Origin of the sequence: Achromobacter spanius, from assembly GCF_002966795.1 — a bacterium.
Classification (GTDB): domain Bacteria; phylum Pseudomonadota; class Gammaproteobacteria; order Burkholderiales; family Burkholderiaceae_B; genus Achromobacter; species Achromobacter spanius_D.
Window position 1 is genome coordinate 4,708,325 of sequence record NZ_CP023270.1, and the last position, 22,637, is coordinate 4,730,961.

At 66.9% G+C, this 22,637-nt stretch carries 18 protein-coding genes and 1 other RNA gene; 5 read left to right on the forward strand and 14 right to left on the reverse strand.

What is annotated here, in order from left to right; all coding sequences use genetic code 11:
• Window positions 1–9: 9 nt before the first annotated feature.
• Window positions 10–1,164: a glutamine-hydrolyzing carbamoyl-phosphate synthase small subunit gene (carA, locus tag CLM73_RS21335; RefSeq protein ID WP_199778184.1), complete on the reverse strand. Its 1,155-nt coding sequence runs from the start codon at window positions 1,162–1,164 to the stop codon at window positions 10–12.
• Between the two features lie 235 nt (window positions 1,165–1,399).
• Here carA and tal point away from each other — a divergent pair, with 235 nt between their 5' ends.
• Complete coding sequence (tal, locus tag CLM73_RS21340) at window positions 1,400–2,353, forward strand: transaldolase (protein WP_105240137.1); 954 nt, start codon at window positions 1,400–1,402, stop codon at window positions 2,351–2,353.
• A 38-nt stretch (window positions 2,354–2,391) separates the two neighbouring features.
• On the opposite strand, the gene CLM73_RS21345 is transcribed toward tal, so the two are convergent.
• A complete protein-coding gene (locus CLM73_RS21345; protein ID WP_105240138.1) occupies window positions 2,392–2,919 on the reverse strand; it encodes a carboxymuconolactone decarboxylase family protein in 528 nt (175 codons plus the stop codon).
• A gap of 98 nt (window positions 2,920–3,017) precedes the next feature.
• Here CLM73_RS21345 and CLM73_RS21350 point away from each other — a divergent pair, with 98 nt between their 5' ends.
• The 4 genes from CLM73_RS21350 to CLM73_RS21365 all read left to right on the forward strand — a co-directional run bounded on the left by CLM73_RS21350 (window position 3,018) and on the right by CLM73_RS21365 (window position 6,869).
• A complete protein-coding gene (locus tag CLM73_RS21350) occupies window positions 3,018–5,207 on the forward strand; it encodes an ATP-binding protein (protein ID WP_105240139.1) in 2,190 nt (729 codons plus the stop codon).
• Window positions 5,208–5,232: 25 nt separating this feature from the next.
• Window positions 5,233–5,589 carry a response regulator gene (locus CLM73_RS21355; protein WP_234015920.1) on the forward strand — a complete coding sequence of 119 codons (357 nt, stop codon included), beginning with the start codon at window positions 5,233–5,235 and terminating at the stop codon, window positions 5,587–5,589.
• A gap of 10 nt (window positions 5,590–5,599) precedes the next feature.
• The gene (locus tag CLM73_RS21360) at window positions 5,600–6,232 is read left to right on the forward strand and encodes a hypothetical protein (protein ID WP_105240140.1); all 633 of its coding nucleotides are present in this window, start codon (window positions 5,600–5,602) and stop codon (window positions 6,230–6,232) included.
• A gap of 61 nt (window positions 6,233–6,293) precedes the next feature.
• Window positions 6,294–6,869, forward strand: a complete 576-nt coding sequence (locus tag CLM73_RS21365) for a biliverdin-producing heme oxygenase (RefSeq protein WP_105240141.1) — start codon at window positions 6,294–6,296, stop codon at window positions 6,867–6,869.
• Between the two features lie 25 nt (window positions 6,870–6,894).
• Here CLM73_RS21365 and CLM73_RS21370 read toward each other — a convergent pair whose 3' ends face one another.
• The 12 genes from CLM73_RS21370 to CLM73_RS21420 form a co-directional block, all read right to left on the reverse strand.
• Window positions 6,895–7,689, reverse strand: coding sequence for an ABC transporter permease (locus CLM73_RS21370; RefSeq protein WP_105240142.1), 795 nt, complete (start codon window positions 7,687–7,689; stop codon window positions 6,895–6,897).
• A 3-nt stretch (window positions 7,690–7,692) separates the two neighbouring features.
• The gene (locus CLM73_RS21375; RefSeq protein WP_056570777.1) at window positions 7,693–8,502 is read right to left on the reverse strand and encodes an ABC transporter ATP-binding protein; all 810 of its coding nucleotides are present in this window, start codon (window positions 8,500–8,502) and stop codon (window positions 7,693–7,695) included.
• Complete coding sequence (locus tag CLM73_RS21380; RefSeq protein WP_105240143.1) at window positions 8,495–9,535, reverse strand: ABC transporter substrate-binding protein; 1,041 nt, start codon at window positions 9,533–9,535, stop codon at window positions 8,495–8,497. Before CLM73_RS21380 ends, CLM73_RS21375 begins: the two co-directional genes overlap by 8 nt.
• Window positions 9,532–10,806 carry a CaiB/BaiF CoA transferase family protein gene (locus CLM73_RS21385; protein WP_105240144.1) on the reverse strand — a complete coding sequence of 425 codons (1,275 nt, stop codon included), beginning with the start codon at window positions 10,804–10,806 and terminating at the stop codon, window positions 9,532–9,534. Before CLM73_RS21385 ends, CLM73_RS21380 begins: the two co-directional genes overlap by 4 nt.
• Before the next feature lie 67 nt (window positions 10,807–10,873).
• Window positions 10,874–11,482: a recombination mediator RecR gene (gene recR, locus CLM73_RS21390; RefSeq protein ID WP_105240145.1), complete on the reverse strand. Its 609-nt coding sequence runs from the start codon at window positions 11,480–11,482 to the stop codon at window positions 10,874–10,876.
• A gap of 21 nt (window positions 11,483–11,503) precedes the next feature.
• Window positions 11,504–11,830, reverse strand: a complete 327-nt coding sequence (locus tag CLM73_RS21395) for a YbaB/EbfC family nucleoid-associated protein (protein WP_056570788.1) — start codon at window positions 11,828–11,830, stop codon at window positions 11,504–11,506.
• Window positions 11,831–11,874: 44 nt separating this feature from the next.
• Entirely contained in the window at window positions 11,875–14,238 is a 2,364-nt protein-coding gene (dnaX, locus tag CLM73_RS21400; protein WP_105240146.1) for a DNA polymerase III subunit gamma/tau, read from the reverse strand.
• Between the two features lie 151 nt (window positions 14,239–14,389).
• Window positions 14,390–14,487: signal recognition particle sRNA small type (gene ffs / locus CLM73_RS21405), an RNA gene on the reverse strand.
• Between the two features lie 269 nt (window positions 14,488–14,756).
• Window positions 14,757–18,212, reverse strand: coding sequence for a UvrD-helicase domain-containing protein (locus CLM73_RS21410; protein ID WP_105241649.1), 3,456 nt, complete (start codon window positions 18,210–18,212; stop codon window positions 14,757–14,759).
• A 2-nt stretch (window positions 18,213–18,214) separates the two neighbouring features.
• Window positions 18,215–20,884 carry a PD-(D/E)XK nuclease family protein gene (locus tag CLM73_RS21415; protein WP_418904923.1) on the reverse strand — a complete coding sequence of 890 codons (2,670 nt, stop codon included), beginning with the start codon at window positions 20,882–20,884 and terminating at the stop codon, window positions 18,215–18,217.
• A 126-nt stretch (window positions 20,885–21,010) separates the two neighbouring features.
• Complete coding sequence (locus CLM73_RS29160; RefSeq protein ID WP_199778185.1) at window positions 21,011–21,169, reverse strand: hypothetical protein; 159 nt, start codon at window positions 21,167–21,169, stop codon at window positions 21,011–21,013.
• 23 nt (window positions 21,170–21,192) lie between these two features.
• Entirely contained in the window at window positions 21,193–22,398 is a 1,206-nt protein-coding gene (locus CLM73_RS21420; RefSeq protein ID WP_105240147.1) for an MFS transporter, read from the reverse strand.
• Window positions 22,399–22,637 lie beyond the last annotated feature (239 nt).

Here is a 22,637-nt window from a genome sequence, read left to right on the forward strand (position 1 = left end):
ATGCAGTCTTTACTTTTGGCCGGACATCAGGCTGATGAACTTGTCGAACAGCTCGAGGATGTCGTGCGGACCCGGGCTGGCTTCGGGGTGACCCTGGAAGCAGAAGGCCGGGCGGTCGGTGAGCTCGAAGCCTTGCAGCGTGCCGTCGAACAGCGAGACGTGCGTCACGCGCGCGTTGGCGGGCAGGCTGGCAGCGTCGACACCGAAACCGTGGTTCTGGCTGGTGATGAACACGCGCTTGGACGCGAGGTCTTGCACCGGATGGTTGGCGCCGTGATGGCCCGTCTTCATCTTGACGGTCTTGCCGCCCACCGCCAGGCCCATGATCTGGTGGCCCAGGCAGATGCCGAACACCGGCAGCTTCTTGTCCAGAAAGGCACGGGTGGCGTCGATGGCGTAGTCGCAGGGCTCGGGGTCGCCGGGGCCGTTGGACAGGAACACGCCGTCGGGATTGAGCTTGAAGACGTCTTCGGCGCTGGTCTGGGCCGGCACCAGCGTGATGCGGCAGCCACGGTCGGCCAGGAGACGCAGGATGTTGCTCTTGACGCCGTAGTCGTAGGCGACCACGTGGAACTTGGACTGGTCGGGCGACGTGAACCCGCCTTCGAGCTGCCAGGTGCCTTCGGTCCAGCCGGTGCTTTCCTTGATGGACACGACCTTGGCCAGATCCTGGCCGGCCATGCCGGGAAAGCCGCGGGCGAGTTCAACGGCGCGCTCGGCGTCGGAACCCACGAAGATGCATGCGCCCTGGGCGCCCTTTTCGCGCAGGATGCGCGTGAGCTTGCGGGTGTCGATGCCGGAAATGGCAACGATGCCCTGCTCGGTCAGGTAGTCGGGCAAGGATTGCGTGGAACGGAAGTTCGACACGCGCGCGGGGCAGTCGCGTACCACCAGGCCGGCGGCATAGACGCGGTTGGATTCCACGTCTTCGGCGTTGACGCCGGTGTTGCCGATGTGCGGATAGGTCAGCGTGACGATCTGACCGCTATAGCTGGGATCGGTGAGAATTTCCTGGTACCCGGTCATCGCGGTGTTGAACACCACTTCGGCAACGGTATGGCCAGGCGCACCGATCGACACGCCTCGAAAAATGGTACCGTCCGCCAGAGCCAGAATTGCAGGAGGGAAGCGGTTGATCCCCTCGGGAAAGAGTTGCGGCAGCACAGTAAACCCCGGTTTTAGAATCGATAATCAAACCTTCGGATTATACCTTGACCGGCCGTTTTTCCCGGAGAACCGCGCCAAATAAGGCCGAAACAGGGTTTTTTGGCCGTTTTGCCGCGCCATTGCGCGGCCTGCAATCAGCGCCCCTCGCCCTTGCGGCGGACTGCGGCCAGGCAGCGTCGGTGATACGCTAGCAGCACCTTCCACCCTAGCCAGCTGCGAGTCGTATAAGTCCATGCCCAGCCAACTTGACGCCCTGCGTGACCACACCACCGTTGTTGCCGACACTGGCGATTTCGAAGCCATGAAGGCGTTGCGTCCCACCGACGCGACCACCAACCCGTCCCTGATTCTCAAGGCCGTCCAGCAGGACGCCTACCGCCCGCTGCTGGAAAAGACTGCGCGGGAACACCGCGGCGCGTCCACCGCCGAACTCATGGATCGCCTGCTGGTCGCCTTCGGCCGCGCGATCCTGGACATCGTGCCGGGCCGCGTGTCGACCGAAGTCGACGCCCGCCTGTCGTTTGACACCCGCGCCACCATCGAGCGCGCCCGCGGCCTGATCGCCCTGTACGAGGCCGCCGGCATCCCGCGCGAGCGCGTGCTGATCAAGATTGCCTCCACGTGGGAAGGCATCCAGGCCGCCCGCGCCCTGCAGGCCGAAGGCATCCGCTGCAACCTGACCCTGCTGTTCTCGCTGCCCCAGGCGGTCGCCTGCGCCGATGCGCGCGTGCAGCTCATTTCGCCTTTCGTCGGCCGCATCTACGACTGGCACAAGAAATCGGCCGGCGCGAACTGGGTCGAAGACGACAACGCGGGCGCGCGCGACCCGGGCGTTCAATCCGTCACCAATATCTACCGCTACTACAAGCACTTCGATATCCCGACCGAGATCATGGGCGCGAGCTTCCGCAACGTGGGGCAGATCCTTGCGTTGTCGGGTTGCGATTTGCTGACGATCAGTCCGGACCTGCTGAACAAGCTGGCATCCACCGAGGGCGACGCGCCCGCCCAGCTTCGCGCTGGCGATGCGGGCGGCGACATTGCGCGCATCGCCGCGGACGAAGTGACGTTCCGCACGCTGCTCAATGACGACGCGATGGGCAGCGAGAAGTTGTCCGAAGGGATTCGCCTGTTCGTGGCCGATGCCATCAAGCTGGATGCGCTGATCGACGCCCAACGCGGCTGACACGGCACAGCGCGCGGCGGGTGCCGCGCGCCGTGCTCCTAGCGGTGATCGTGGGAATGCACCTGCAGCGCTTCCAGGAAGCGCGAGACCATGTTGTAGGCCGCCACCGTCGCCGTCAGTTCGACGATCAGCTTTTCAGATCCCATGGCCGCTCGCGCGGCCTGAAACACCGGCTCGGGCACCTGGACTTGCCGGGTCATGGCGTCGGTGTAGGCCAGCACCGCCCGCTCACGCAGGCTGAACAGGTCGGAATCTTCCCAGGCGTCCAGCGCATCGAGCTGCGCCTGGGACACGCCTTCCTTCAGGGCGATCGGCGCATGCTGGTCGGCCTCGTAAGGCGCACCGTTGATCGCGGCAACCCGCATGATCACGAGCTCACGCAGATCGCCCGGCAAGGAACTGAGCTGGCGAATGGAAGTCAGGTAATTCAACCAGCCGCCGGCCACGGCCGGGCTGTGCAGCAGCATCTGATACAGATGCAGCACGCTTCCGCGTTCGGCGACGATGCGGTCCACCAGGGGCCGTGCTTCGGGATGAGTCAGATCAGCGTAGGGCAAGCGGGCCATGCGAACTCCAAAGGGATAGAGGGCAGCAAATGCACACATTCTCACAATATCTTTGACATAATGGCACCACACCAGCGCGTCTACGGTACCCCGCACGAATGAATGCGCCGACAGAATCCTACCCCCAATTCACTCTCGCCAACTGCGACAGCGAACCGATACACATACCGGGCGCCATCCAGCCGCTTGGGGCTTTGCTCGCGTTCGACGCGGATGGCGTACTGCGCTACGCCAGCGAAAACGCCGCCCAGATTCTGGACACCTGCCTGACGCTGGACCAGCCCTGCGCGCCCGAAGCGCTGCAGCCGGGTCTTGCCTATTGCCTGTCCACCTGGCTCGGAAACTCCGACCCCATTTTTGATCCGCTGACCATCACGCTGGATCGCGCCATGTATGACGTGATCGGCCATCGCAACATCGACGGGCTGACCATTGTCGAGCTCGAACGCCGCGCCGACGGTGTTGGCATTGCCTCGCCGGAGCGCATCTACCGCAGCATCGAGCGCGTGCGGCGGCAGCGCGACATTCCCGCCCTGCTGGACAGCATGGTGCGCGAAATTCAGCGCGCCACGGGCTTTGACCGGGTGATGGCGTATCGCTTCCATCCCGACGACAGCGGCGAGATCGTGGCTGAACAACGCCGCGCGGACCTGGACGACTGGGTCGGCCGCCGCTACCCCGCCGGCGACATCCCCGCCCAGGCGCGCCGGCTGTACACGGTGAACACGCTGCGGCTGATCGCCGACGCGACTTACCACCCGGTGCGGGTGCTGAGCGCGCCGTCGCCGGATCCCCGCGAGCTCGACATGAGCTTTTCGGTCCTGCGCAGCGTGTCGCCGATCCATCTGGAATACATGGCGAACATGGGCGTGCGGGCATCGATGAGCCTGTCGCTGGTGATCGGCGGCCGCCTGTGGGGCATGATCGCCTGCCATCACCACACACCGCGCGCCGTACCCTACCCCGCCCGCCTGGCGTGCGAGGCCATGGCGCAGGTCGTATCCGCCACCGTGTCCGGCATCGAAGCGAATGAGCGGGCAGAGCAATCCCGCAAGAGCGCCGCGCTGGTCAGCCTGCTGGCCGAACAGGTGTCGGCATCGGAAAACGTGCACCAGGCGCTGTCGCGCGGCGACGAGACGCCTGCCGCGCTGGTTCCGAACGACGCCGCGCTTTGCCTTTGGGGCAACAGTGTCACCGTCTTTGGCGGCATTGCCCCGCGCGGTGAACTGGCCGGCATTCTGCACGCGCTGGACCACAGCGGGCAGCGCGTGGTGCACACCACCAACATCGCGCGCGACTACCCCGAACTGCAGACCGACCTCGTCCCGTACGCGGGCCTGCTCGCCGTCAAGTTCGACCCCATGAACAATGGCTGGCTGATCTGGCTGCGCAAGGAACAGATCGAAACCCTGGTATGGGGCGGCAAGCCGGAAAAGCAGTACGCAGTGGGCGCGCTGGGTCCGCGGCTGACGCCGCGCGGCTCGTTCGAGGCATGGCGCGAGGTCGTGCGCGGCGTCTGCCTGTCGTGGCTGCCCACCGAGCTTGAGGCCGTGGACAACCTGCGCGACGAGCTCTCACACATTTCGACCAGCCGCGCCGCCGACGTGGACCGCGCGCGCACCGCGCTGCTCGCCATGCTGGGCCACGACCTGCGCGACCCGCTGCAATCCATCTCCATGGCCGCGACGCTGCTATCCCGCACCGATACTGGCGCGCGCATGGGCGAGCGCATCCGCTATTCCAGCGGCCGGATGCAGCGCCTGATCTCGCAGGTGCTGGACCTGTCCCGCCTGCAGGGTGGACTGGGCCTGGGCATCGAAAAGCGGCTGTGCGACCTGTCCGCATTGGTCAATGGCCTGATCGAGGAAAAGCGCCAGGCCTACCCCGGCCTGCGCATCGAACCCGACGTGCCGGACGGCCTGACGCTCATGGCCGATACCGATCGCATCGCGCAGGTAGTGACCAACCTGATGAGCAATGCGCGCCAGCACGGCGCGCCGCGACAGCCCATCCTGGTGACCGCCACGGAATCCGGCGACGGCATCACGCTCAGCGTCATCAACCATGGCGGGCCGATCGCCGAAGACGTGCTCGCGCACCTGTTCTCGCCCTTCAAGCCGGAATCGGTGGGCCAGTCGCGTAACCGAACCGGCCTTGGGCTGGGCCTGTACATTGCCGAACAGGTCGTGCGCGACCACGGCGGCAACATAGCGGTCCAATGCCGCGACGGGCTCGTCATCTTCACGGTCACGCTGCCCCGCGCCATGCCCGAAACAACCCCCTCTTGAATCTGGGAGACATAACTTGAACGAAGTGCGCGCCATGCGGGTCCTGCTGGTGGACGACAACGAAATGGGATCGGAACTGCTAGCCGAGTTCCTGGCGCTTTCCAACCTGGAAACGCGGTGCGCCGCCACCGGGGCCGAAGCCCTGGAGCTGGTCAACACGTTCACGCCGGATGCCGTGCTGCTGGACATCCTGTTGCCCGACATGGACGGCTACGAGCTGGCCAAGCGCCTGCGCGAACGCGCCAACCCGCCGCGCATCTATGCGCTGAGCGGCCTGGCACGGCACGAACGACGCGATGCCATCAACGGCATCTTCACCGGATGGATCGAAAAGCCCGCGGACCCCGACGCGCTCCTGGCCATTCTGCACGAGGCCAATTGACGGTTCTTTCATGATTCATTCCGACACCCTTGGCCGGCTGGCCGTGAAGGGCGTGCAGCTCAAGGTGCTTAGCCAGATCTTTCCCGTGCTGCGCCACGAAGTCCTGGGCCCGCTGTCCAGCGCGTCGCTCGCCGCCGCCATGCTGCGCCAGGCGCCTGAAGGCGCCACCGGCGAAGCCATCCAGCAGCGCTGCGAGCGGCTTGCCGGCGATCTTTCCGACATGCTCGACGAAAGCGTGGGTGTGGTGCGCGAGCTGGACGGCTGGCTGAGCGATGGCGGCGCCATGACTTCCAGCAGCGACCTGCTGCACGACTGCCGCAAGCTGATGTTTTCGCACCTGCTGCTGGCGAGCCACGGCATCCGCTGGCCCGAGCAGGTGGCGCACGCCGACGTGCCGCTGTTCAGCACGCGATATCTGGTCCTGGCATGGCTGTTGTGCCTCTTGCCGCTGGTGCCCGCGGATGCCCACCTTGAAGTGGACGCGTCCGAGCCCGGCGTGTGGCGTGCCCGCGTGCCCGAGGGCGAGCCGGCCGCGGACCAGCCCGGGACCTTCGATCCGCAAGAAGTCGAGCTTCTTGCTGCCGCGGCGGGCTGGCGCCTGGAGCATCAGGATCGCTGCTGGTCACTGCATTTGCCGGGGTAACCCGCGCGCCGTCATGACATCGGTTTAACCGTCTCCTCCAACCCTTCCCATCACGAGCCCCATGATTTCTCCCGTCCATCAGGTGCTGCGCGAAGGCACCCGCGAACGTCACGAAACGCTGGATCAAGGTCTGGCGCTGGCCGAAGATCACGTCGACCGCGGCCACTATCTGGCCTATCTGCGCGCGCTGCTGGGATGGTTGGAACCGTTGGAGCAACGGCTCTGGCAACTGGACTGGCCGCAATCCCTGCGTGCTCGTGAGCGGGCCGGCAAGACCGTCTGGCTGCACGAAGACCTGAACGCGGCGGGCGATGCCGCATCCATCGTTCATTGCGAACATTCGCCGCAGGTAGCAAAGGCGGACGCCTATGCACTGGGCGTCGCGTACGTTGTCGAGGGTTCGCAGCTGGGCGGCCGGTTCCTGGCCAAGCGTCTGCAAGCGGTGGCGCCGGATCTGCCCCAGCGCTACTTGCACGGGTACGGCGACCAGGTGGGACCGTTGTGGAAGGAATTTCTGCTGTACCTGGACAGCGAGGCCGGCGCGCTCGGCCGCGAAGCACAGGCCCTGCAGGGCGCCCGCGACGCCTTCGACAGCCTGACCGGCTGGTTGCGCAGCCAGGGCGCGCTGCGGGCCTGAGCCCGGCAGCGCGCCGCAAGGTGGATTACAGCTTTTCGGTTTCGCCCGACTTGGGCTGCCACTTCATCAGGCGCTTCTCGCCGACCCCGACAATGGTGTCCAGGATCAACGCAAAGGCCGTCAGCACGATGATGCCGGCAAAGACGGTGTTCACGTCGAACGTGCCTTCGGCCTGCAGGATCAGGTAACCGACGCCGCTTGCCGAACCCAGGTATTCGCCGACGACCGCCCCCACAAACGCCAGACCCACCGAGGTGTGCAGGCTGGAAAACACCCAGCTTGTCGCCGACGGCAGGTACACATGGCGCAGCAACTGGCGCTTGCGCGCGCCCAGCATGCGGGCGTTGTCCAGCAAGGTGGGGCTGACTTCGCGCACGCCCTGGTAGACGTTGAAGAACACGATGAAGAACACCAGCGTCACGGCCAGCGCCACCTTGGACCAGATGCCCAGGCCGAACCACATGCCGAAGATGGGCGCCAGGATGACGCGCGGCATTGAATTGGCCGCCTTGATGTAGGGATCCAGGATTGCGCTGGCGCGCGGCGACAGCCCCAGCCACAAGCCGAAGGCCAGGCCCGCGATCGTGCCGATGAAGAACGCCAGCACGGTTTCGGTCAGCGTCACGGCCAGGTGGTTGTAGATGTCGGCGTTGGTGACGAACCACGCCCAGATGCGCCCCCACACCTTCAGCGGTTCGCCAAAGAAGAAGGCGACCTTCGGATCGCGAGACGCAAAATGCCAGACGGCCAGGATGATGACGAGAAGCAGCAATTGCCAGACGCGCAGGCTGCCGGAACCGGATTTGTTCAGTTTGGCCATGGTTCAGGCTCGCTTCTGTTGGGCATAGCCCTTGAGCACTTCCTCGCGCAGCACACCCCAGATGGCGGCGTGCAGTTCGACGAAACGCGGGTCGATGCGCACTTCGGCCACGTCGCGCGGACGCGGCAGATCGATGGCAAATTCTCCGATGGGATGGGTGCCCGGACCGGCGGACAGCACGATAACGCGATCGCTCATGGCGATGGCTTCGTCCAGGTCATGGGTGATGAACAGTACCGCCTTGCGTTTGGCCATCCACAGGTCCAGGACCTCGTTCTCCATGAGCTGGCGCGTCTGGATGTCCAGCGCCGAGAACGGTTCGTCCATGAGGATGATGTCGGGGTCGCGGATCAGCGTCTGCGCCAGCATGGCGCGCTTGCGCATGCCGCCCGACATCTGGTGCGGATAGCGGCCCTCGAAACCGCCGAGGCCGACCCGGCGCATCCACTCACGTCCACGGTCCAACGCCTCGGCGCGGGGCACGTTGGCGAATTCCAGGCCGGCGATGACGTTGTCCAGCGCACTGCGCCAGGGGAGAAGCGCCTCGCCCTGGAACATGTAGCCCGCACGTTCGTTGATGCCAACCAGCGGCTGGCCAAAGACCTTCACCTGCCCCGACGACGGCGCCAACAGGCCAGCGCTGACGTTGAGCAACGTGGACTTGCCGCAACCGGTCGGGCCCACCACGGACACGAACTCGCCTGGCGCGATGGCCAGGGTCGTGTCGCTGACCGCGGTGTAGCGCTGCGACCGGTCGTCACGCGAGACAAAGGTGCAACTTATGTTTTCCAGCGACAGCGCGGCTTCAGCCATTGGCATACTTCTCGTTGGCGCGGCGCGCGAAATCGTTGGTCCACACCTTCGACGGATCGACCTTCGAGCCGTTGAAGTCAGCCTGGTAGGCGGCCAGCGCCTTGAGCGCGGTGGCCGCGCCATCTTCGGGAATCATGCCGTCCGGCGACAGGCCTTCCATGCTCTTGCCGAGCGCGGCCTTGTAGATGGCCGGGTCGCCCAGCAAGTAGGTTTCGGGCACGACCTTGGCGATTTCCTCGGGGCCGGCCTTTTGAATCCACTTGTCGGCGCGCACGATTGCGTTGGTCAGCGCCTGGACGGTGTTGGGGTTGGCGTCGATGAACGTCTGCGGCGCATACAGGCAGCCGGCGGGCATGTTGCCGCCGAAGATTTCCTGCGTGTCCTTGAGCGTGCGCGTGTCGACGATGATCTGGATGTCGCCGGGCAATTCCAGCATCGAGACCACCGGGTCCGTGTTGGAGATGGCGTCGATCTGGCCGCTGCGCACGGCAGTCACCGCGCCCGCGCCGGCGCCCACGCCGATGAAGGACACGTCAGACGCCTTCAGGCCATGCTTGGCAAGGAAGAAGCTGACAACCATGTTGGTGGAGGAGCCCGGCGCGGTCACGCCGATCTTCTTGCCCTTCAGGTCGGCCGCGCCTTTGTAGCCAGGGATGTTCTTCTTGGAGACGCCCACGCCGATCATCGGCGCGCGGCCTTGCAGCACGAAGGCGCGATACGCCTGACCCTTCGAGTGCATGGACAGCGTGTGCTCGAAGGCGCCCGAGACCACGTCGGCGCTGCCGCCCACCACGGCCTGCAGGGCCTTGGAGCCGCCGGCAAAGTCCGCGATGCTGACGTCCAGCCCTTCGTCCTTGAAGTAACCGCGCACCTCGGCGATCGTCAGCGGGAGGTAATAGATCAGCGGCTTGCCGCCGACTGCGATCTGGACCTTGGTCTTTTCAAGCTTCTGCGCGCGCACGATGGCAGGGGCCATGCTCATGACGCCGGCGGCGCCGGCGATCTTGAGCAGTTCACGGCGTGTGACTGTCATTGCTTTGTCTCCTGGTTGTCGGATATTCCGATAGCGCCGGTCTTCGCCAGCTCGTCGATAGCCGCTGAATCATACCCCAGCGATTTCAGGACTTCCTCGGTATGTTCCCCTAATTCCGGGCCCACCCAGCGCGTCTGGCCGGGCGTCTCCGACAGTTTGGGAACCACGCCCGGCAGCTTGACGGGACTGCCGTCGGCCAGGCGGTGCTGCTCGATCATGCGGCGCGCAAGGAACTGCGGATCGCTGAACATGTCGGCCACGCTGTAGATCTTGCCGACCGGCACGTCGGCGCGTTTCAGGGCTTCGAGCGCCGCTTCGATGCCGCGTCCATCGCACCATTGCTGGATCGCGCCGTCGATTTCCTGTACGCGCCGCGCGCGGCCATCGTTGCGCACCAGATCCGGATCCTCGGCCAGATCATCGCGGCCGATCGCTCGCATCAGGCGATGAAAGATCGCGTCGCCATTGCCGGCGATGACGATGTTCTGGCCATCGCGCGTGGTGTAGGTGTTGGAGGGCACGATGCCGGGCAGCGCGCCGCCGGTGCGCTCGCGCACCACGCCGGCCACGTCGTACTCCGGGACCAGGCTTTCCATCATGTTGAAGACGGCTTCGTAGAGCGCCACGTCAACCATCTGGCCCTGCCCCGCCTGGCACTCGCCGCCCGTCTTGCCGTTCCAGCGGCCGCCGGTGGCGTCGCGGTGGCGCAGCGCCATCATCGCGCCGATCACGCCATGCAACGCCGCGATGGAATCGCCGATGGAGATGCCGACCCGCAGCGGCGGGCGGTCGGGGTGGCCCGACACATAGCGCAGGCCGCCCATGGATTCACCGATGGCGCCGAAGCCAGGCTGATCCTTCATCGGCCCCGTCTGGCCGTAGCCGGACAGGCGGACCATGATGAGCGCGGGATTGATGGCGCGCAGCTGCTCAAAGCCGAGCCCCCACTTTTCCAGGACGCCCGGGCGGTAGTTCTCGACCACCACATCGGCGTCCAGCGCCAGCTTGCGGGCGATCTCCTGGGCACGCGGGTCCTTCAGGTTGAGCGCGATGGATTGCTTGTTGCGGGCCTGCACCGTCCACCACAGGGAATTGCCCTCGTGCAGATGGCGCCAGCTGCGGATGGGATCGCCGCCGCCCGTGCCGTCCGGCCCGTGCGGGGTCTCCACCTTGATGACGTCGGCGCCGAATTCGCCGAAGATGCGCGCGGCGAACGGGCCGGCGATGAGCGTGCCGAGTTCCAGGACTTTCAGTCCGGTCAGCGCTGACATGGTTTGTCTTCCTCACATTGGATGCCCGGCCGATGCGTTGCCGGCGGGCGTTCTGGTACCGCGAGCGTCAGGTGGTCTTGCGCTCCATCAGAGCCCAGGCGATGGTGCCGGCGTCGACGTATTCAAGCTCGCTGCCGGCGGGCACGCCGCGCGCCAGGCGCGTGACGCGCAGGCCGCGCTCGCCCAGGGCCTCGCCCAGGAAATGCGCGGTGGTCTCGCCTTCGGCGGTGAAGTTGGTGGCCAGGATGACCTCCTGCACCACGCCGTCGGTCGCGCGCTTGATCACGCGCTCGAAATCCAGCTCGCGCGGGCCGATGCCTTCCAGCGGCGCGACCCGGCCCATGAGCACGTAGTACAGGCCACGGTAGCCGTGGCTGGACTCGATCATGTTCTGGTCGGCCGGCGTTTCCACGATGCACAGCAGCGAGGGATCGCGCTTGACATTGGAGCAGGTGGCGCAGACCTCGTCTTCAGAGAAGCTGTTGCAGCGCGCGCAGTGCTTCAGATCCCGCACCGCGCCGGCGAGCGCCCGCCCCAGCATGTCTGCGCCTTGCGGATCATGCTGCAACAGGTGATATGCCATGCGTCTGGCCGACCGCACGCCCACGCCAGGCAGGCGCCGTAGCGCTTCGATCAGCGAGACGAGGGGTTCGGGTTCGGGCAGTAAGGGATCCATTGCAGCCTACGGCAGCGACAATCAGAACGGCAGCTTCATGCCCGGGGGCAGCGGCATGCCGGCGGTGACGGACGCCATCTTTTCCTGGGACGTCGCTTCAGCCTTGCGCAGCGCGTCGTTGAACGCGGCGGCGACCAGATCTTCCAGCATGTCCTTGTCGTCGGCCAGCAGCGACGGATCGATCTCGACGCGCTTGACGTCGTGGCGGCAGGTCATCGTGACCTTCACCAGACCGCCGCCCGAGGCGCCATCGACCTGGATGTCGGCCAGCGCGTCCTGCGCCTTCTTCATGTTTTCCTGCATCTGCTGCGCTTGGCGCATCAGGCCGGCGAGTTGTCCTTTCATCATGATGGGAGCTTCCTTGAACGAGGGGAATGAGGTTGGCCGCCGCGTCAGGCGGCGGCCGCTGAATCAACGTGGCGGATCGAGCCAGCGACGACATGGCCGCCGAAGTCCGCCAGCAGCGCTTGTACAAAGGGATCGTCGGCCACGGCGTTTTCAGCCGCCAGCTGGCGCGCCGCGCTCTCGGCCTGAGCCACGGCAAACGCCGTGGCGTCGCCGGTGACGCCGACCTGCACGTCCAGACGGATGCCCTGCCCGAAATGTTCGCACAGGACAGTTTGCAGCCGCACGCGGCTTTCGCTTTCGGCCAACGTCTTGACGGCCACGCGCAGGATGATGGCATCGCCCTGCACGCCGGCCCATTCGCTCTGACGCGCCAGTTCCGAGGCCAGGCCCGTCACGGGCAGGCGTGCGGCCAGCTCGGGCCAGGACGTCGAGTCCATGTCCGTCAGGCGAGGCGCACGCGACTGGCGCTTGCGCGCCGGCGCGGGGCCATCGCGGCGGGCGGCGGACGGTGCGGGTGCGGGCGACGCCGAGGGCGATGTGGCCAGCGTTTCGAAATCGTCGTCCGGATCGGACGTGAAGCCGCTGTCGGGGATGAACCCGCCTTCGGCTTCAAAGGGGATTTCTTCGTCGACCCAGGACGGCGGACCGTCGGCGTCTTCCAACGCCGGGGCGATCGCTGCGGCGGCCGGTGTCACGGCCAGGGCAGCGGCGCCCTGCGGTTTGGCGGACGGCGCCTGCGGCGTTGCGGCGTCGGGGGTCGATGCGGCAGGGGTCGCTGCGGCAGGGGTCGATGCGTCAGGCGTCGATACGTCGGCGGCCGTTACGGCGTGTGCCGCTGCGTTGTTCGTCGGGGCATCGGATGTCGCTACGCGCGCAGTTGCATTCGCGGCGTCTGGCGGCAGGTCTTCCCAAGGAGGAACGTTGCTGCTGTCTGCGGATTGCGGGACGGGCGCGGCAGGCGATTGCGACGGTGCGACGGCGGCGGGTTGCGCAGGCGCGGCGGCGGAAGATTCCGACGAAGCGCCAACGGACGCGGAGGCGGACGCTGATGTGGACGCGGATGCTGATACTGATGCGGATGCCGGTGCTTCGTTGTCCGAAGCATTGTCCGCGGCGGCGTTGCCCGCCGAAGCATTGACGGCCTCGCCCTGGTTTACCGATGCGCCGGACGCTGGGGGAGCGACCACGCCGGCGTCCGGCGCGGCCGCGGCAGGCTGACCCGCGCCCGTAGGTGCTGCGACGGCAGGCGCGGCGATCGCGGCAGCGGGTTCCGCAGTCTGACGCGCAGGCGCGGCGGGCGCTTCCAGCGCGGTCTGCGGGCCGGCATCGCCGTTGAGCGCCAGCATGCGCAGGCACGCCATGATGAAGCCCGCGTATTCGTCGGGCGCCAGCGTCAGTTCGCCGCGGCTGTGCACGGCGACGGAGTAGAACAGTTGCACGGCGTCCGGATGGAGCGCCTGCGCCAGACGGGCGATGTCGGCGGCCAGCGGATCTTCGGCGGCCGTGACACCCGTCACGCGCTGCTCGATCGCCACGCGCGAGAGCAGCACGGCCAGGTCGGCCAGCGCACCGGCATACGACAGTCCGCGGATGGCGAGTTCGTCGGCCACGGCCAGCACGCCCTTCGCATCGCTCGAAGCCAGGGCATCGAGCAGGCGAACCAGGTGGCGTTGGTCGATGGTGCCGAGCATGCCGCGCACGGCGTCCTCGGTGAGGTTGCCCGCGCTGTAGGCGATGGCCTGATCGGTCAGCGACAAGGCGTCGCGCATCGAGCCCGACGCAGCCTGCCCGATCAAGCGCAAGGCCGGAATTTCAAAGCCCACGTCTTCCTGGCCGAGCACGGCCTGAAGATGGCCCACGATGGAGTCGGCCGGCATCTGCTTCAGATTGAATTGCAGGCAGCGCGACAAAACCGTCACCGGTATCTTCTGCGGATCGGTGGTGGCCAGGATGAATTTGACGTGCGGGGGCGGCTCTTCCAGCGTCTTGAGCATGGCGTTGAACGCGTGCCCGGTCAGCATGTGGACTTCGTCGATCATGTAGACCTTGAAGCGTCCCGCGCCCGGCGCGTAGACCGCCTGCTCCAGCAGCTGCGTCATTTCCTCGACGCCACGGTTGGACGCGGCATCCAGCTCAAGGTAGTCGACGAAGCGGCCCGAATCGATCTCGGTGCAGGCGCGGCAGACGCCACAGGGCTTGGAGGTGATGCCGGTTTCGCAATTGAGCGATTTGGCCAGGATGCGCGAGAGCGTGGTCTTGCCGACGCCTCGGGTGCCGGTGAACAGCCAGGCGTGATGCAGGCGTTGCGTGTCGAGCGCATGGGTAAGCGCGCGCACCACGTGATCCTGTCCCACCAGGGTATCGAACGATCGCGGCCGCCACTTGCGGGCCAATACCAGATAAGTCATGGCTGGATTGTAGAGCCTGATTGTTGAACCCGTTGATCGAGCGGGCTGGAATGCAAAGGGGACGGGCTTATTCCCGTGGAACGAATCCTTGGAAAATAACCCCGTCCCCTATGAAAGCGATGTAGCAAACGCTACTGCTTTGAAGAATCCGGTTGGCGAGCCTTACTCCGGCACTGACCCTAAACGACTATGGCTGCTTCGTTCCCGACCTGACCAGGTTCACCGTCGAACCATGCGAAGGGGCCCGCCAGCCGAGATTCTAGCAGAGCTGCGCTTCGCGCGCTCGCTAGCCTCTCGGCTGGCGGGCCCCGGGGGCAGAATGTGGGCCCCCTCCCCGGCCCTCCCCCCGAGGGGGAGGGGGTGGGGTCTCGCTTCGCTTGCCCCCTTCGGCTCGCTTCGCTTTGCCTTACTCTCGCTTCGCTTTGCCTTGCTCGCTTCGCTTTGCCTGCTTTGCTGGCTCGCTTCGCTTTGCCTTGCTCACTTCGCTTTGCCTGCTTTGCGTGCTTTGCCTTGTGCTTTTATTCCGTCAGGTCTATCCACGCTTTGGCGCGGGGGAAGTACAGGGCGGCTCGGGCGCTGCGGCCGTCTAGGGCGGTGACCTGGGTGCAGTAACGCTGTAACTGTTCGCCATGGCGTTGGCGCATGCGGGTGGCGAAGGCGGGTGGTGATTCGCCGGGGTGGGGGCGGCCTGTCTTGTAATCGACGATTAGCCAGCCGTCTTCGGTGCTTAGGGCCAGGTCGATGACTGACACTTTGCCTGCTGCGTCAATGAGGGGCCATTCTCGGCGGGCGCCGGATTGGGATAGGAGCCAGAGGCCGCGGTCGTCTGCGAGGGTGGCTTGGAGGGTTTCCAGGACGGCTTCGGCGGCTGCGTCGGCTTGGCTGGCGGGGATGCCGGCGCGGGTTAGCTGGCGGCGCATGGCGGGTAGGCGGGGCGTCAGGGCTTCGGGAGGCCAGGCTTGTACGCCGTCCTGGCCGATGCGGGCCAGCCAGGCGTGGGCCAAGGTGCCGATGGCGGCGTCGTAGCCGGCTTCCAGTTGCCAGGCGGGATGTTCGGCGGCCTCGCCCCAGGCGCCGCGCGTTGCTGTCGCGAAGCCGGCGCTCATGGTGATGTTCGATTGGCGTTGCAGTTGGGTCAGGCCCGCGCTGTCGATGCGGCGCAGGGGTTCTCCTTGCCATTCGGGGGCGTCGCCCTCCTCTTCTACCGGCTCGCCGTTCAGCGACGGCGGGACGGGTGGGGTCAGGCATGGCCACAGGCGGCCGAGCAGGCTGGCTGCGGGCGGGTTCTTGGCCTGGCCGGTGGCGTCGTCGATCGAGACGTGTCCCACCAGGTGCAGGCGCTTGCGGGCTCTTGTGGCTGCGACGTAGAGGAGGCGGTCGATTTCGTACGAGGCGCGGCGGGCTTCGCGGGCGCCGAGGTAGCGCGAGACGGGGTCTGCCTCGGTTTCGGCGCGGGGTTTGACCGGGCCGAACAGGACGCGGCCGCCGCTTTGTTCGAAACGCACCAAAGGCGCCTGGTCGCCGCGGGGGGCGCGATGCAGGCCGTACAGGATTACGGTTTCGAACTGCAGGCCCTTGGACTTGTGCATGGTCATGATCTCGACCGCGCCTTCGTCTTCGTCGGCGGCGTCGGGCGCTGCGAACAGGCGGGAGATGCCGGCGTCCAGCGCGGCCACGTCGATGTTGCCGTGCGGCGCCAGGCGCTCGACCAGTTGGAACAGGCTTTCTGCATCGTTGGCAACGGACAGGCCGGCGTAGAGGCCCGATCCGCCCAGGCGGCGCCACAGCGATTCCACCCATGCCGCGAACGGGATCGCGCCGGATGCATTGCGCTTGTCGAGCAGGATGGAGGCCACTTGGCGCAGGCGCGCGAATTCGTCGGCGCTGAGCACGGTTTGCGCGGAGGGCGATTCGGGTTCTGGCGCCGGCGCGTCAAAAAGCGACGCTTGCGGGCCTGCCGACACAGCGGTTGCCGTGGCGCTGGGCTGTGGGGTGATGCGCAAGGCGCGTTCCAGCAACACGGGCACCGGCGTGATGTGATCGTCGCCGAACAGGCGCTGCAGAGACGTGAGCGTCAGGCCGCAGTACGGCGCGCGCAGCACGGACAGCCAGGCGAGGCGGTCCGCCGGATGCGACAGGGCGCGCACGAGTTGGACCAGATCGGCCACGACGGGACGCAGCGCCAGCGGCACCAGGTCGACTGCGCGGGAACGGATGCCTTCCTGTGCCAGCCGGCGCGTGAGATTGCCGAGGTGGCTGCGGGCGCGCACGAGAATGGCGACGGGGTGCTTGGCCCCCTTGTGGTCGATCAGCGCCTGGCGCACCAGCTCCACCGCGATGTCCTCGGCCTGTTCTTCGGCGGGCGGCGCGCCCTCGCGTGACCACGCGGGGTGAAAGCGCACGGCGGGGTCGGGCAAGGCCGGATGGAAGGCGGTGGACGGGCTGTAGGCGATGGCGCCTGCGGCGGCATCGCTGCGCCGGGGCAGCAGGTCGACGAACGACTGGTTCACCCAGTCCACGATGCCGGCTTGCGATCGGAAGTTGTCCGTGAGGTTCAGGAAGTCTGGCTTGACCTCGCCCACGCCGACGTCGGCCACTTCCAGGAACAGGCCGACCTCTGCCTTGCGGAAGCGGTAGATCGATTGCATCGGGTCGCCCACCAGAAAAAGGCTGCGGCCGTCGCCGGACTGCCAGCCTGCGGTGAGCGTGCGCAGCAGGTCGAGCTGCGTCTGGCTGGTGTCCTGGAATTCGTCGATGAGCAGATGGCGGATCGAGGCGTCCAGCTTGAGCAGCAGTTCGCCGGGATCGTCGGCGCTGCCCAATGCGGCGGCGGCGCGCTGGGCGATCTCGATGAAGTCCACCTCGCCCTTGTCGGCAAAGCGCAGGCGCAGCTGTGCCACGGCGAGCGCAAGCGTCATGAGCTGCGCGCCCAGCACCTCCCACTGCGCATCGGTGAAATGCGGTGCGGGGATATCGCGGACCGCGTGCAGGCGGCGCACCCACGCGCCTTGCGCGTCGGCGCCTTCAAGCCAGGCGACGAAAGGTTCCTTGTGCGCGCATTTGGCGGGGAAGCCCAGGTTCTTGTTGACGGTCTTGCGCAACGAGCCCGTGCCGGTCAGCAGCAGATGCGCCACGGCGCGCCAGGCGTTCAGCAGTTCGGCGTCGGGCTGCAGCTCTTCAGTCCAGTCCAGCAATGCGGCCAGCTTGTTCTCGTCTTCGCCGTCCTGCAGGTTGGCGGCGGCAAGACGCGCCGGGCCGCTTAGCGATTCGCACCAGCCGTAGGGCATGGCGGCGCACAGGGCATCGAGGTCTTCGCCGATGGCCTCGGCCAACGTGGCCTCCATGGCCTCGCGGTCGGAGCCGTGGCGCAAGAGCGGCAGCCATTGATCGCGCTGGCCCAGCATGTCGGCGATGGCGTCCTTGGCGGCCTGCACGTCGACGTCCAGGTGACGCAGCAGGATGCGCACGGCCTCGTAGTCGTCGGCAAGATCCAGCGTGGCGCGCGCCGCGGCCTCGTAGTGCGAGCGCGCGTCGTCCGTGATGTCCGGCATGCCGCCCAGCTCGGACAGCCACGGCATGCTGCGCACCAGCCCCGCGCAGAACGAGTCGATGGTGCGGATGGCAAGACGCGCGGGATGCTCGAGCAGATGCCAGCCTTGTTCGGCATTGCGCGCGAGCGCGGCGCGGGCGAGGTCCCAGCTGCGGCGTTCGTGGGCGGCTTCGGGCGGCGCGTCCAGGCCGCGGCGCAGCTTGCTCAGCACGCGCGCGTGCATCTCGGAGGCGGCCTTGCGCGTGAAGGTGATGGCGACGATTTCTTCGGGCCGGTTCACCGTGGCCAGCAGGGCCAGGATGCGGTCGGTCAGGAGCTCGGTTTTGCCCGACCCCGCCGGCGCCTGGACCAGGAAGGAGCGCGCGGGATCGAGCGCCGCCGCGCGCGCGGCGTGGTCATGCGGAAGGCGATCTTGTTCGGCCATGGTCATGCGTCCTCGTCGTCCAGATGCAAGCGCAGGAACGGCAAGGCATCGCAGTATTTCAAGTCGTCGCGCCGGTACGCGACGTTGGCCGCGTAGCCGGCCACATATTCGTCGGCCAGCGATTCGATTGCCACGCGCCAGCGCTGGCGGATCTCGGGCCAGGACAGGCCTTCGAAGAATTTGCTTTCGCTGGCGAGCGTGACGCCCGGCATGCCCAGGTCTTCGTCGGCCAAGCCTTGCGCGGCGACCTGCCGCGCGTGGATCTGCGCCAGCACCAGACCCGCGGCTTCGCCGCCGGCGGCGTCGGCCAGCACGGACGCGTAAAACGGCAACTGCACGTTCACGGGACGGCTGCGCGACCAGTCGGGCTCGGGCTTGGCCGCGGCCACGCCGGTCTTGTAGTCGACGATGACGTTGCGGCCATCAGGCAGGCTGTCGATGCGGTCCAGCCGCAGCTTCAGGTTGAGCGCGCCGCGCTGCCACTGGTGGTTCTTTTCGACCTGCGCCACCGCGAACGGCATGCGCTGCGCTTCGAGGTCGAGCCACGACGCCAGCACGGCCTGCGCGCGCTGGCATTCCAGCGCCCGCAAGGCCGGCGCGTAGTCCTTGAGTTCTTCGTCCGCGGCCTGGGCCACCGCCTGCTCCAGCAGCGCCGGCAGGCGGCCCGCCGCGAGCTGCTCGTGCAGCGCATCCTGGTCGGGCATCATGCCCCACACCACTTCGAGCGCCTTGTGCAAGAACTGACCGCGCACGTTCACGGTGGCGGCGTCCGCATAAGGGGCGAGTTCGCGCCCGCCAAGGCGATGGCGCACGAAAGCCCACAGCGGATTGCGCGCCTGCGTGTCCAGCACATCCAGCCCGCCCCCGCCGCGGTTGCCGGCCGCCAGCGGCGGCCCTTGCGAATCATCGAGCGATTCCTGCGGCAAGGCGGCCTGCGCGTCGGTCAAGGCCGGCGTCCAATCAGTGATGGAAAGCGCGGCAATCAGCGGTGATGGGCGCAGTTCGCGCTCGCCGTCCATGTGTGCGTGGCTGACGATGATGTCCGGCGCGCAGCGGCAGAGTGCGGCGTACATGCCTTCCGCCCATTCGCGCTCGCGCTCGGGCGTGGCGCGTGGCGCGCTTGCCTGGCGCAGGACTGCGAGGGGCAGCAGCGGGTTCGGCTTGGGCGAAGCGGGCAACACGTCGTCCGTCAGGCCCAGCAGCCAGACGCCATCCCAAGAGCCGCCTTCGGCTTCCAGCAATCCCAGCACGTCCAGCCGCGCGAGCGGATCGCGCTGCGGCTGGAACGAGGATGAACGCGCCACGCTTTCCAGCAGGTTCACCGCCGCCAAGCCGCCCAGGCGGCCGGCCGCAGGCGCCAGCGCCGAAAAGCTGCCGAGCGCATCGCCAAGCGCTCCCATGACCTGATACCCCACGCTGTCCAGTGGCGCTTCGCCCGGAAAGCCCAGCGCCGTCAATGCGGCCTTCATGCGCAGCATCCAGACATCGCACGTGGCCTTGTTGCCGCCCTGCGTCCAGATCTCTGTGGCGTGGTTCCACGCCTGCGCCAACGCCGGAATGTCAGCGAGCAGCTTGCGCCACGCTTGCGGTTCAACGTGCAGCTTGCCCTGACGACGCCAGCGCGCGTCGATGGCCGCAAGACGCGCGCGGTCGCGCACGTCACCGGCGCAATGCCCCGCGAGCAGCGCGGCGCCCAGCACGTCGACGCCACATCCCTTGCCGGGCGCGCATTCGGCCAAGGCCCGCAGCCACGCCAGCGCCGCGCGTGCCATGGGCCATTCGTCGAGCGGACGGCCCACGGCAACGTTGAATGCAAACGCCGGCGCGCCGTCGCGCCCGGCCAGCGCCTGGCTCAGCACGCGGCGAGCAAAGGGGGATTCGGCCTCGAGTTGCGGCGAGACGATGGCGTAGCGGCCGGAGGGATTGGCCTTCAAGTGGCTGGCTGCCCAATCTGCAGCGGCGCGCCATTCGGCGCCTTGGTCCGCGGCCTCGAAGCGATGCGCGACCGCTTGCACGCGCTGGGTGTCGCGCCATTGCGCGACGTCGGTGCCCTGCGCCTCGAATGCGAGCAACAGGCGCTGAAAGCGCGGAGAGATATCCGTGAATCCGGCAAGCACCAATTGCCGCGGCGTGGCAAGGCGGCCGGCTTCAAGCGCGCGCAGCACACGCGCATAACCTTGGTTCGCGTCTTCGGCATCGATGCCGGCAAGCGTCTGGCGATAGCGCTCGCGCCATCTCGCGAACCCGCGGTACTCGTCGGTGTCCGCGCCGGACGGCACCTGCAGCGCCCATTCGTCCATGAGCAGGTCGGCATCCATCGACAGCCGCGCAGCCTGGCTGGCGTCCAGCAGGACGCGTTCGGCTTCTTCGATGCGGATCGCTTCGGTCCAGACAAGCTGCGTGGCGAAACTGTCGAGCCGATAGGCAGGCACGTCTTCGTCGGATTCGAACGCGAGTTCGTTGGCGGATTCAGCAAGCCAGGCGGACAACGGCAGGATGCGCGGCAGTTCGCTGACCTGGCGCTCCTGGCGCAGCAATCCGGCGAGCTCGAGCGTGAGGCGGCGCGACAGGCGGTTGTTCACCGTCAGGACAAGCGTATCCGCCGCAGGCAGACTGGCGATGTCCGGCAACGAGAGATCGGAGTAGGTGGGCGCTGCGTCCTGCATGGTCATCCAAGGGCGCGCGCGGCAGGCGCCACGCGAAAGATAAAAGACATGAAAAAGGCGGAGAGAAATCTCCGCCGTAGGATACCGCGAGCCGGCCGGCGAAATGCGCCGATTGCGGTAAGCCGAGCCCTGTCAAAACCCGCAGAGCGCGGCCAGGTTTTCCCAATGGATCTGCATCTCGGGCGTGGTGTATCCCCAGAACGCCAGCCCCAGCACCGCGGCCAGCGCCAGCATGCCGACAGCGCGCCAGCCTTTGCGGCGCGGGGCTTCGGGATGCGGGCTGGGGTTCATGGCGCGGTTCCGGTGTGTCGTGATCAGGCCGTTGCGGGCTGAGCCGGCGTCACCGGCTGTTCGCGCACGGGTAGGCACAGCAGCGCGGCGATGACGGCCAGTGCAACGCCCACCCACCAGACCAGGTCATAGCTGCCGGTCTTGGCGTAGGCGTAGCCGCCGAGCCATACGCCAATGAAGCTGCCCAACTGGTGGCCGAGGAACACGATGCCCGACAGCGTGGCCGCGTAGCGCAGGCCATAGATCTGTCCGATGAGTCCCTGCGTCAACGGCACGGTGCCCAGCCAGAACAAGCCCATCCACGCGGCAAACGCGTACAACACCCACGGCGTCAGCGGCACCGACAGCAGCAACAGGATGCCGAACGCCCGCATGAAGTACACCACCGCCAGCAGGCGCTTCTTGCTGTACTTGCCGCCAAGCTTGCCGGCGTAGAACGACCCGACAACGTTGAACAGGCCAATGAGCGCGATCGCCGTGGCGCCCTGCCCGGCCGTCAGCCCGCCGTCGGTCACATACGCCGGCAAATGCAGGGTGATGAACGCGGTGTGAAAGCCGCAGACGAAGTAGCTCCAGAACAGGAAGTGGAACGACGGGTGGCGCACGGCCTGCTTGATGGCGGTGCCGAGGGATTGCTGCGGACCGACGTGCGCTTGCGGCCGGCCGCGCAGGAAGTACGCGAGCGGCGCGGCGCACGCCACGAAGAGCGACAGCACCCATAGCGCGCCCGTCCAGTCGAGGCCGGAGATGAGCAGTTGTCCGGTGGGCACCACGGCGAATTGGCCCAGCGAGCCGCCCGCGCTCGCAATGCCCATCGCCGTGCTGCGGTAGGCGGGCGGCACGGCGCGCGCCACCACGGGCAGGATGACGGGGAATGTCGTGCCCGCCTGGCCCAGTCCGACCAGCACACCGGCCGTCAGATAAAGCGTGGCCTCGTCGGTGGCAAAGCGCGTGCCGATGAGGCCCAGCATGTACAGCAGCGCGCCCAGGGCAATGGTGCGGCCCGAACCGTAGCGGTCGGCCAGCATGCCCATGAAGATACAGGCCACTCCCCACACCAGGTTCTGCAGGGCGAAGGCCATGGAAAACACTTCGCGGCTCCAGCCGTGCGTCAGCCCCATCGGCTGCATGAAGAGCCCGAAGGTGGCGCGCACCCCCATGGCAAGCAGCACGACCAGGGTGCCCAAGGCAATGGTGCGTGCGGAAATCGTATCGGTTTGGCTAGACATGAAACCCGTGTCTGGTTGTTTTTGGGTTTGCGCCCCCTCCTCGGGGCGGCCCCGCGCAGCGGCGGGACGCAATCATCATATACAAGTCGGCATACGGGTCTGTGAATACCCGCGTTGGCGCAACAAGCTTCGCGCAGGCGGCGATTGCAGGGCGTCCGCGCAAAGCCCAAGGATTTGGGGGTTGCCGCGCCTGCTGATAGACTTGCGTCCTGCTTCGAAGTCCGCGTCCGCAGTGCTAA

Bases quoted from the DNA above. Each gene is read 5' to 3' on its own strand.
- tal (WP_105240137.1), top strand. From the start codon at position 1,400: ATGCCCAGCCAACTTGACGCCCTGCGTGACCACACCACCGTTGTTGCC.
- CLM73_RS21345 (WP_105240138.1), bottom strand. From the start codon at position 2,919: ATGGCCCGCTTGCCCTACGCTGATCTGACTCATCCCGAAGCACGGCCC.
- CLM73_RS21350 (WP_105240139.1), top strand. From the start codon at position 3,018: ATGAATGCGCCGACAGAATCCTACCCCCAATTCACTCTCGCCAACTGC.
- CLM73_RS21360 (WP_105240140.1), top strand. From the start codon at position 5,600: ATGATTCATTCCGACACCCTTGGCCGGCTGGCCGTGAAGGGCGTGCAG.
- CLM73_RS21365 (WP_105240141.1), top strand. From the start codon at position 6,294: ATGATTTCTCCCGTCCATCAGGTGCTGCGCGAAGGCACCCGCGAACGT.
- CLM73_RS21370 (WP_105240142.1), bottom strand. From the start codon at position 7,689: ATGGCCAAACTGAACAAATCCGGTTCCGGCAGCCTGCGCGTCTGGCAA.
- CLM73_RS21375 (WP_056570777.1), bottom strand. From the start codon at position 8,502: ATGGCTGAAGCCGCGCTGTCGCTGGAAAACATAAGTTGCACCTTTGTC.
- CLM73_RS21380 (WP_105240143.1), bottom strand. From the start codon at position 9,535: ATGACAGTCACACGCCGTGAACTGCTCAAGATCGCCGGCGCCGCCGGC.
- CLM73_RS21385 (WP_105240144.1), bottom strand. From the start codon at position 10,806: ATGTCAGCGCTGACCGGACTGAAAGTCCTGGAACTCGGCACGCTCATC.
- recR (WP_105240145.1), bottom strand. From the start codon at position 11,482: ATGGATCCCTTACTGCCCGAACCCGAACCCCTCGTCTCGCTGATCGAA.
- CLM73_RS21395 (WP_056570788.1), bottom strand. From the start codon at position 11,830: ATGATGAAAGGACAACTCGCCGGCCTGATGCGCCAAGCGCAGCAGATG.
- dnaX (WP_105240146.1), bottom strand. From the start codon at position 14,238: ATGACTTATCTGGTATTGGCCCGCAAGTGGCGGCCGCGATCGTTCGAT.
- CLM73_RS21410 (WP_105241649.1), bottom strand. From the start codon at position 18,212: ATGGCCGAACAAGATCGCCTTCCGCATGACCACGCCGCGCGCGCGGCG.
- CLM73_RS21415 (WP_418904923.1), bottom strand. From the start codon at position 20,884: ATGACCATGCAGGACGCAGCGCCCACCTACTCCGATCTCTCGTTGCCG.
- CLM73_RS29160 (WP_199778185.1), bottom strand. From the start codon at position 21,169: ATGAACCCCAGCCCGCATCCCGAAGCCCCGCGCCGCAAAGGCTGGCGC.
- CLM73_RS21420 (WP_105240147.1), bottom strand. From the start codon at position 22,398: ATGTCTAGCCAAACCGATACGATTTCCGCACGCACCATTGCCTTGGGC.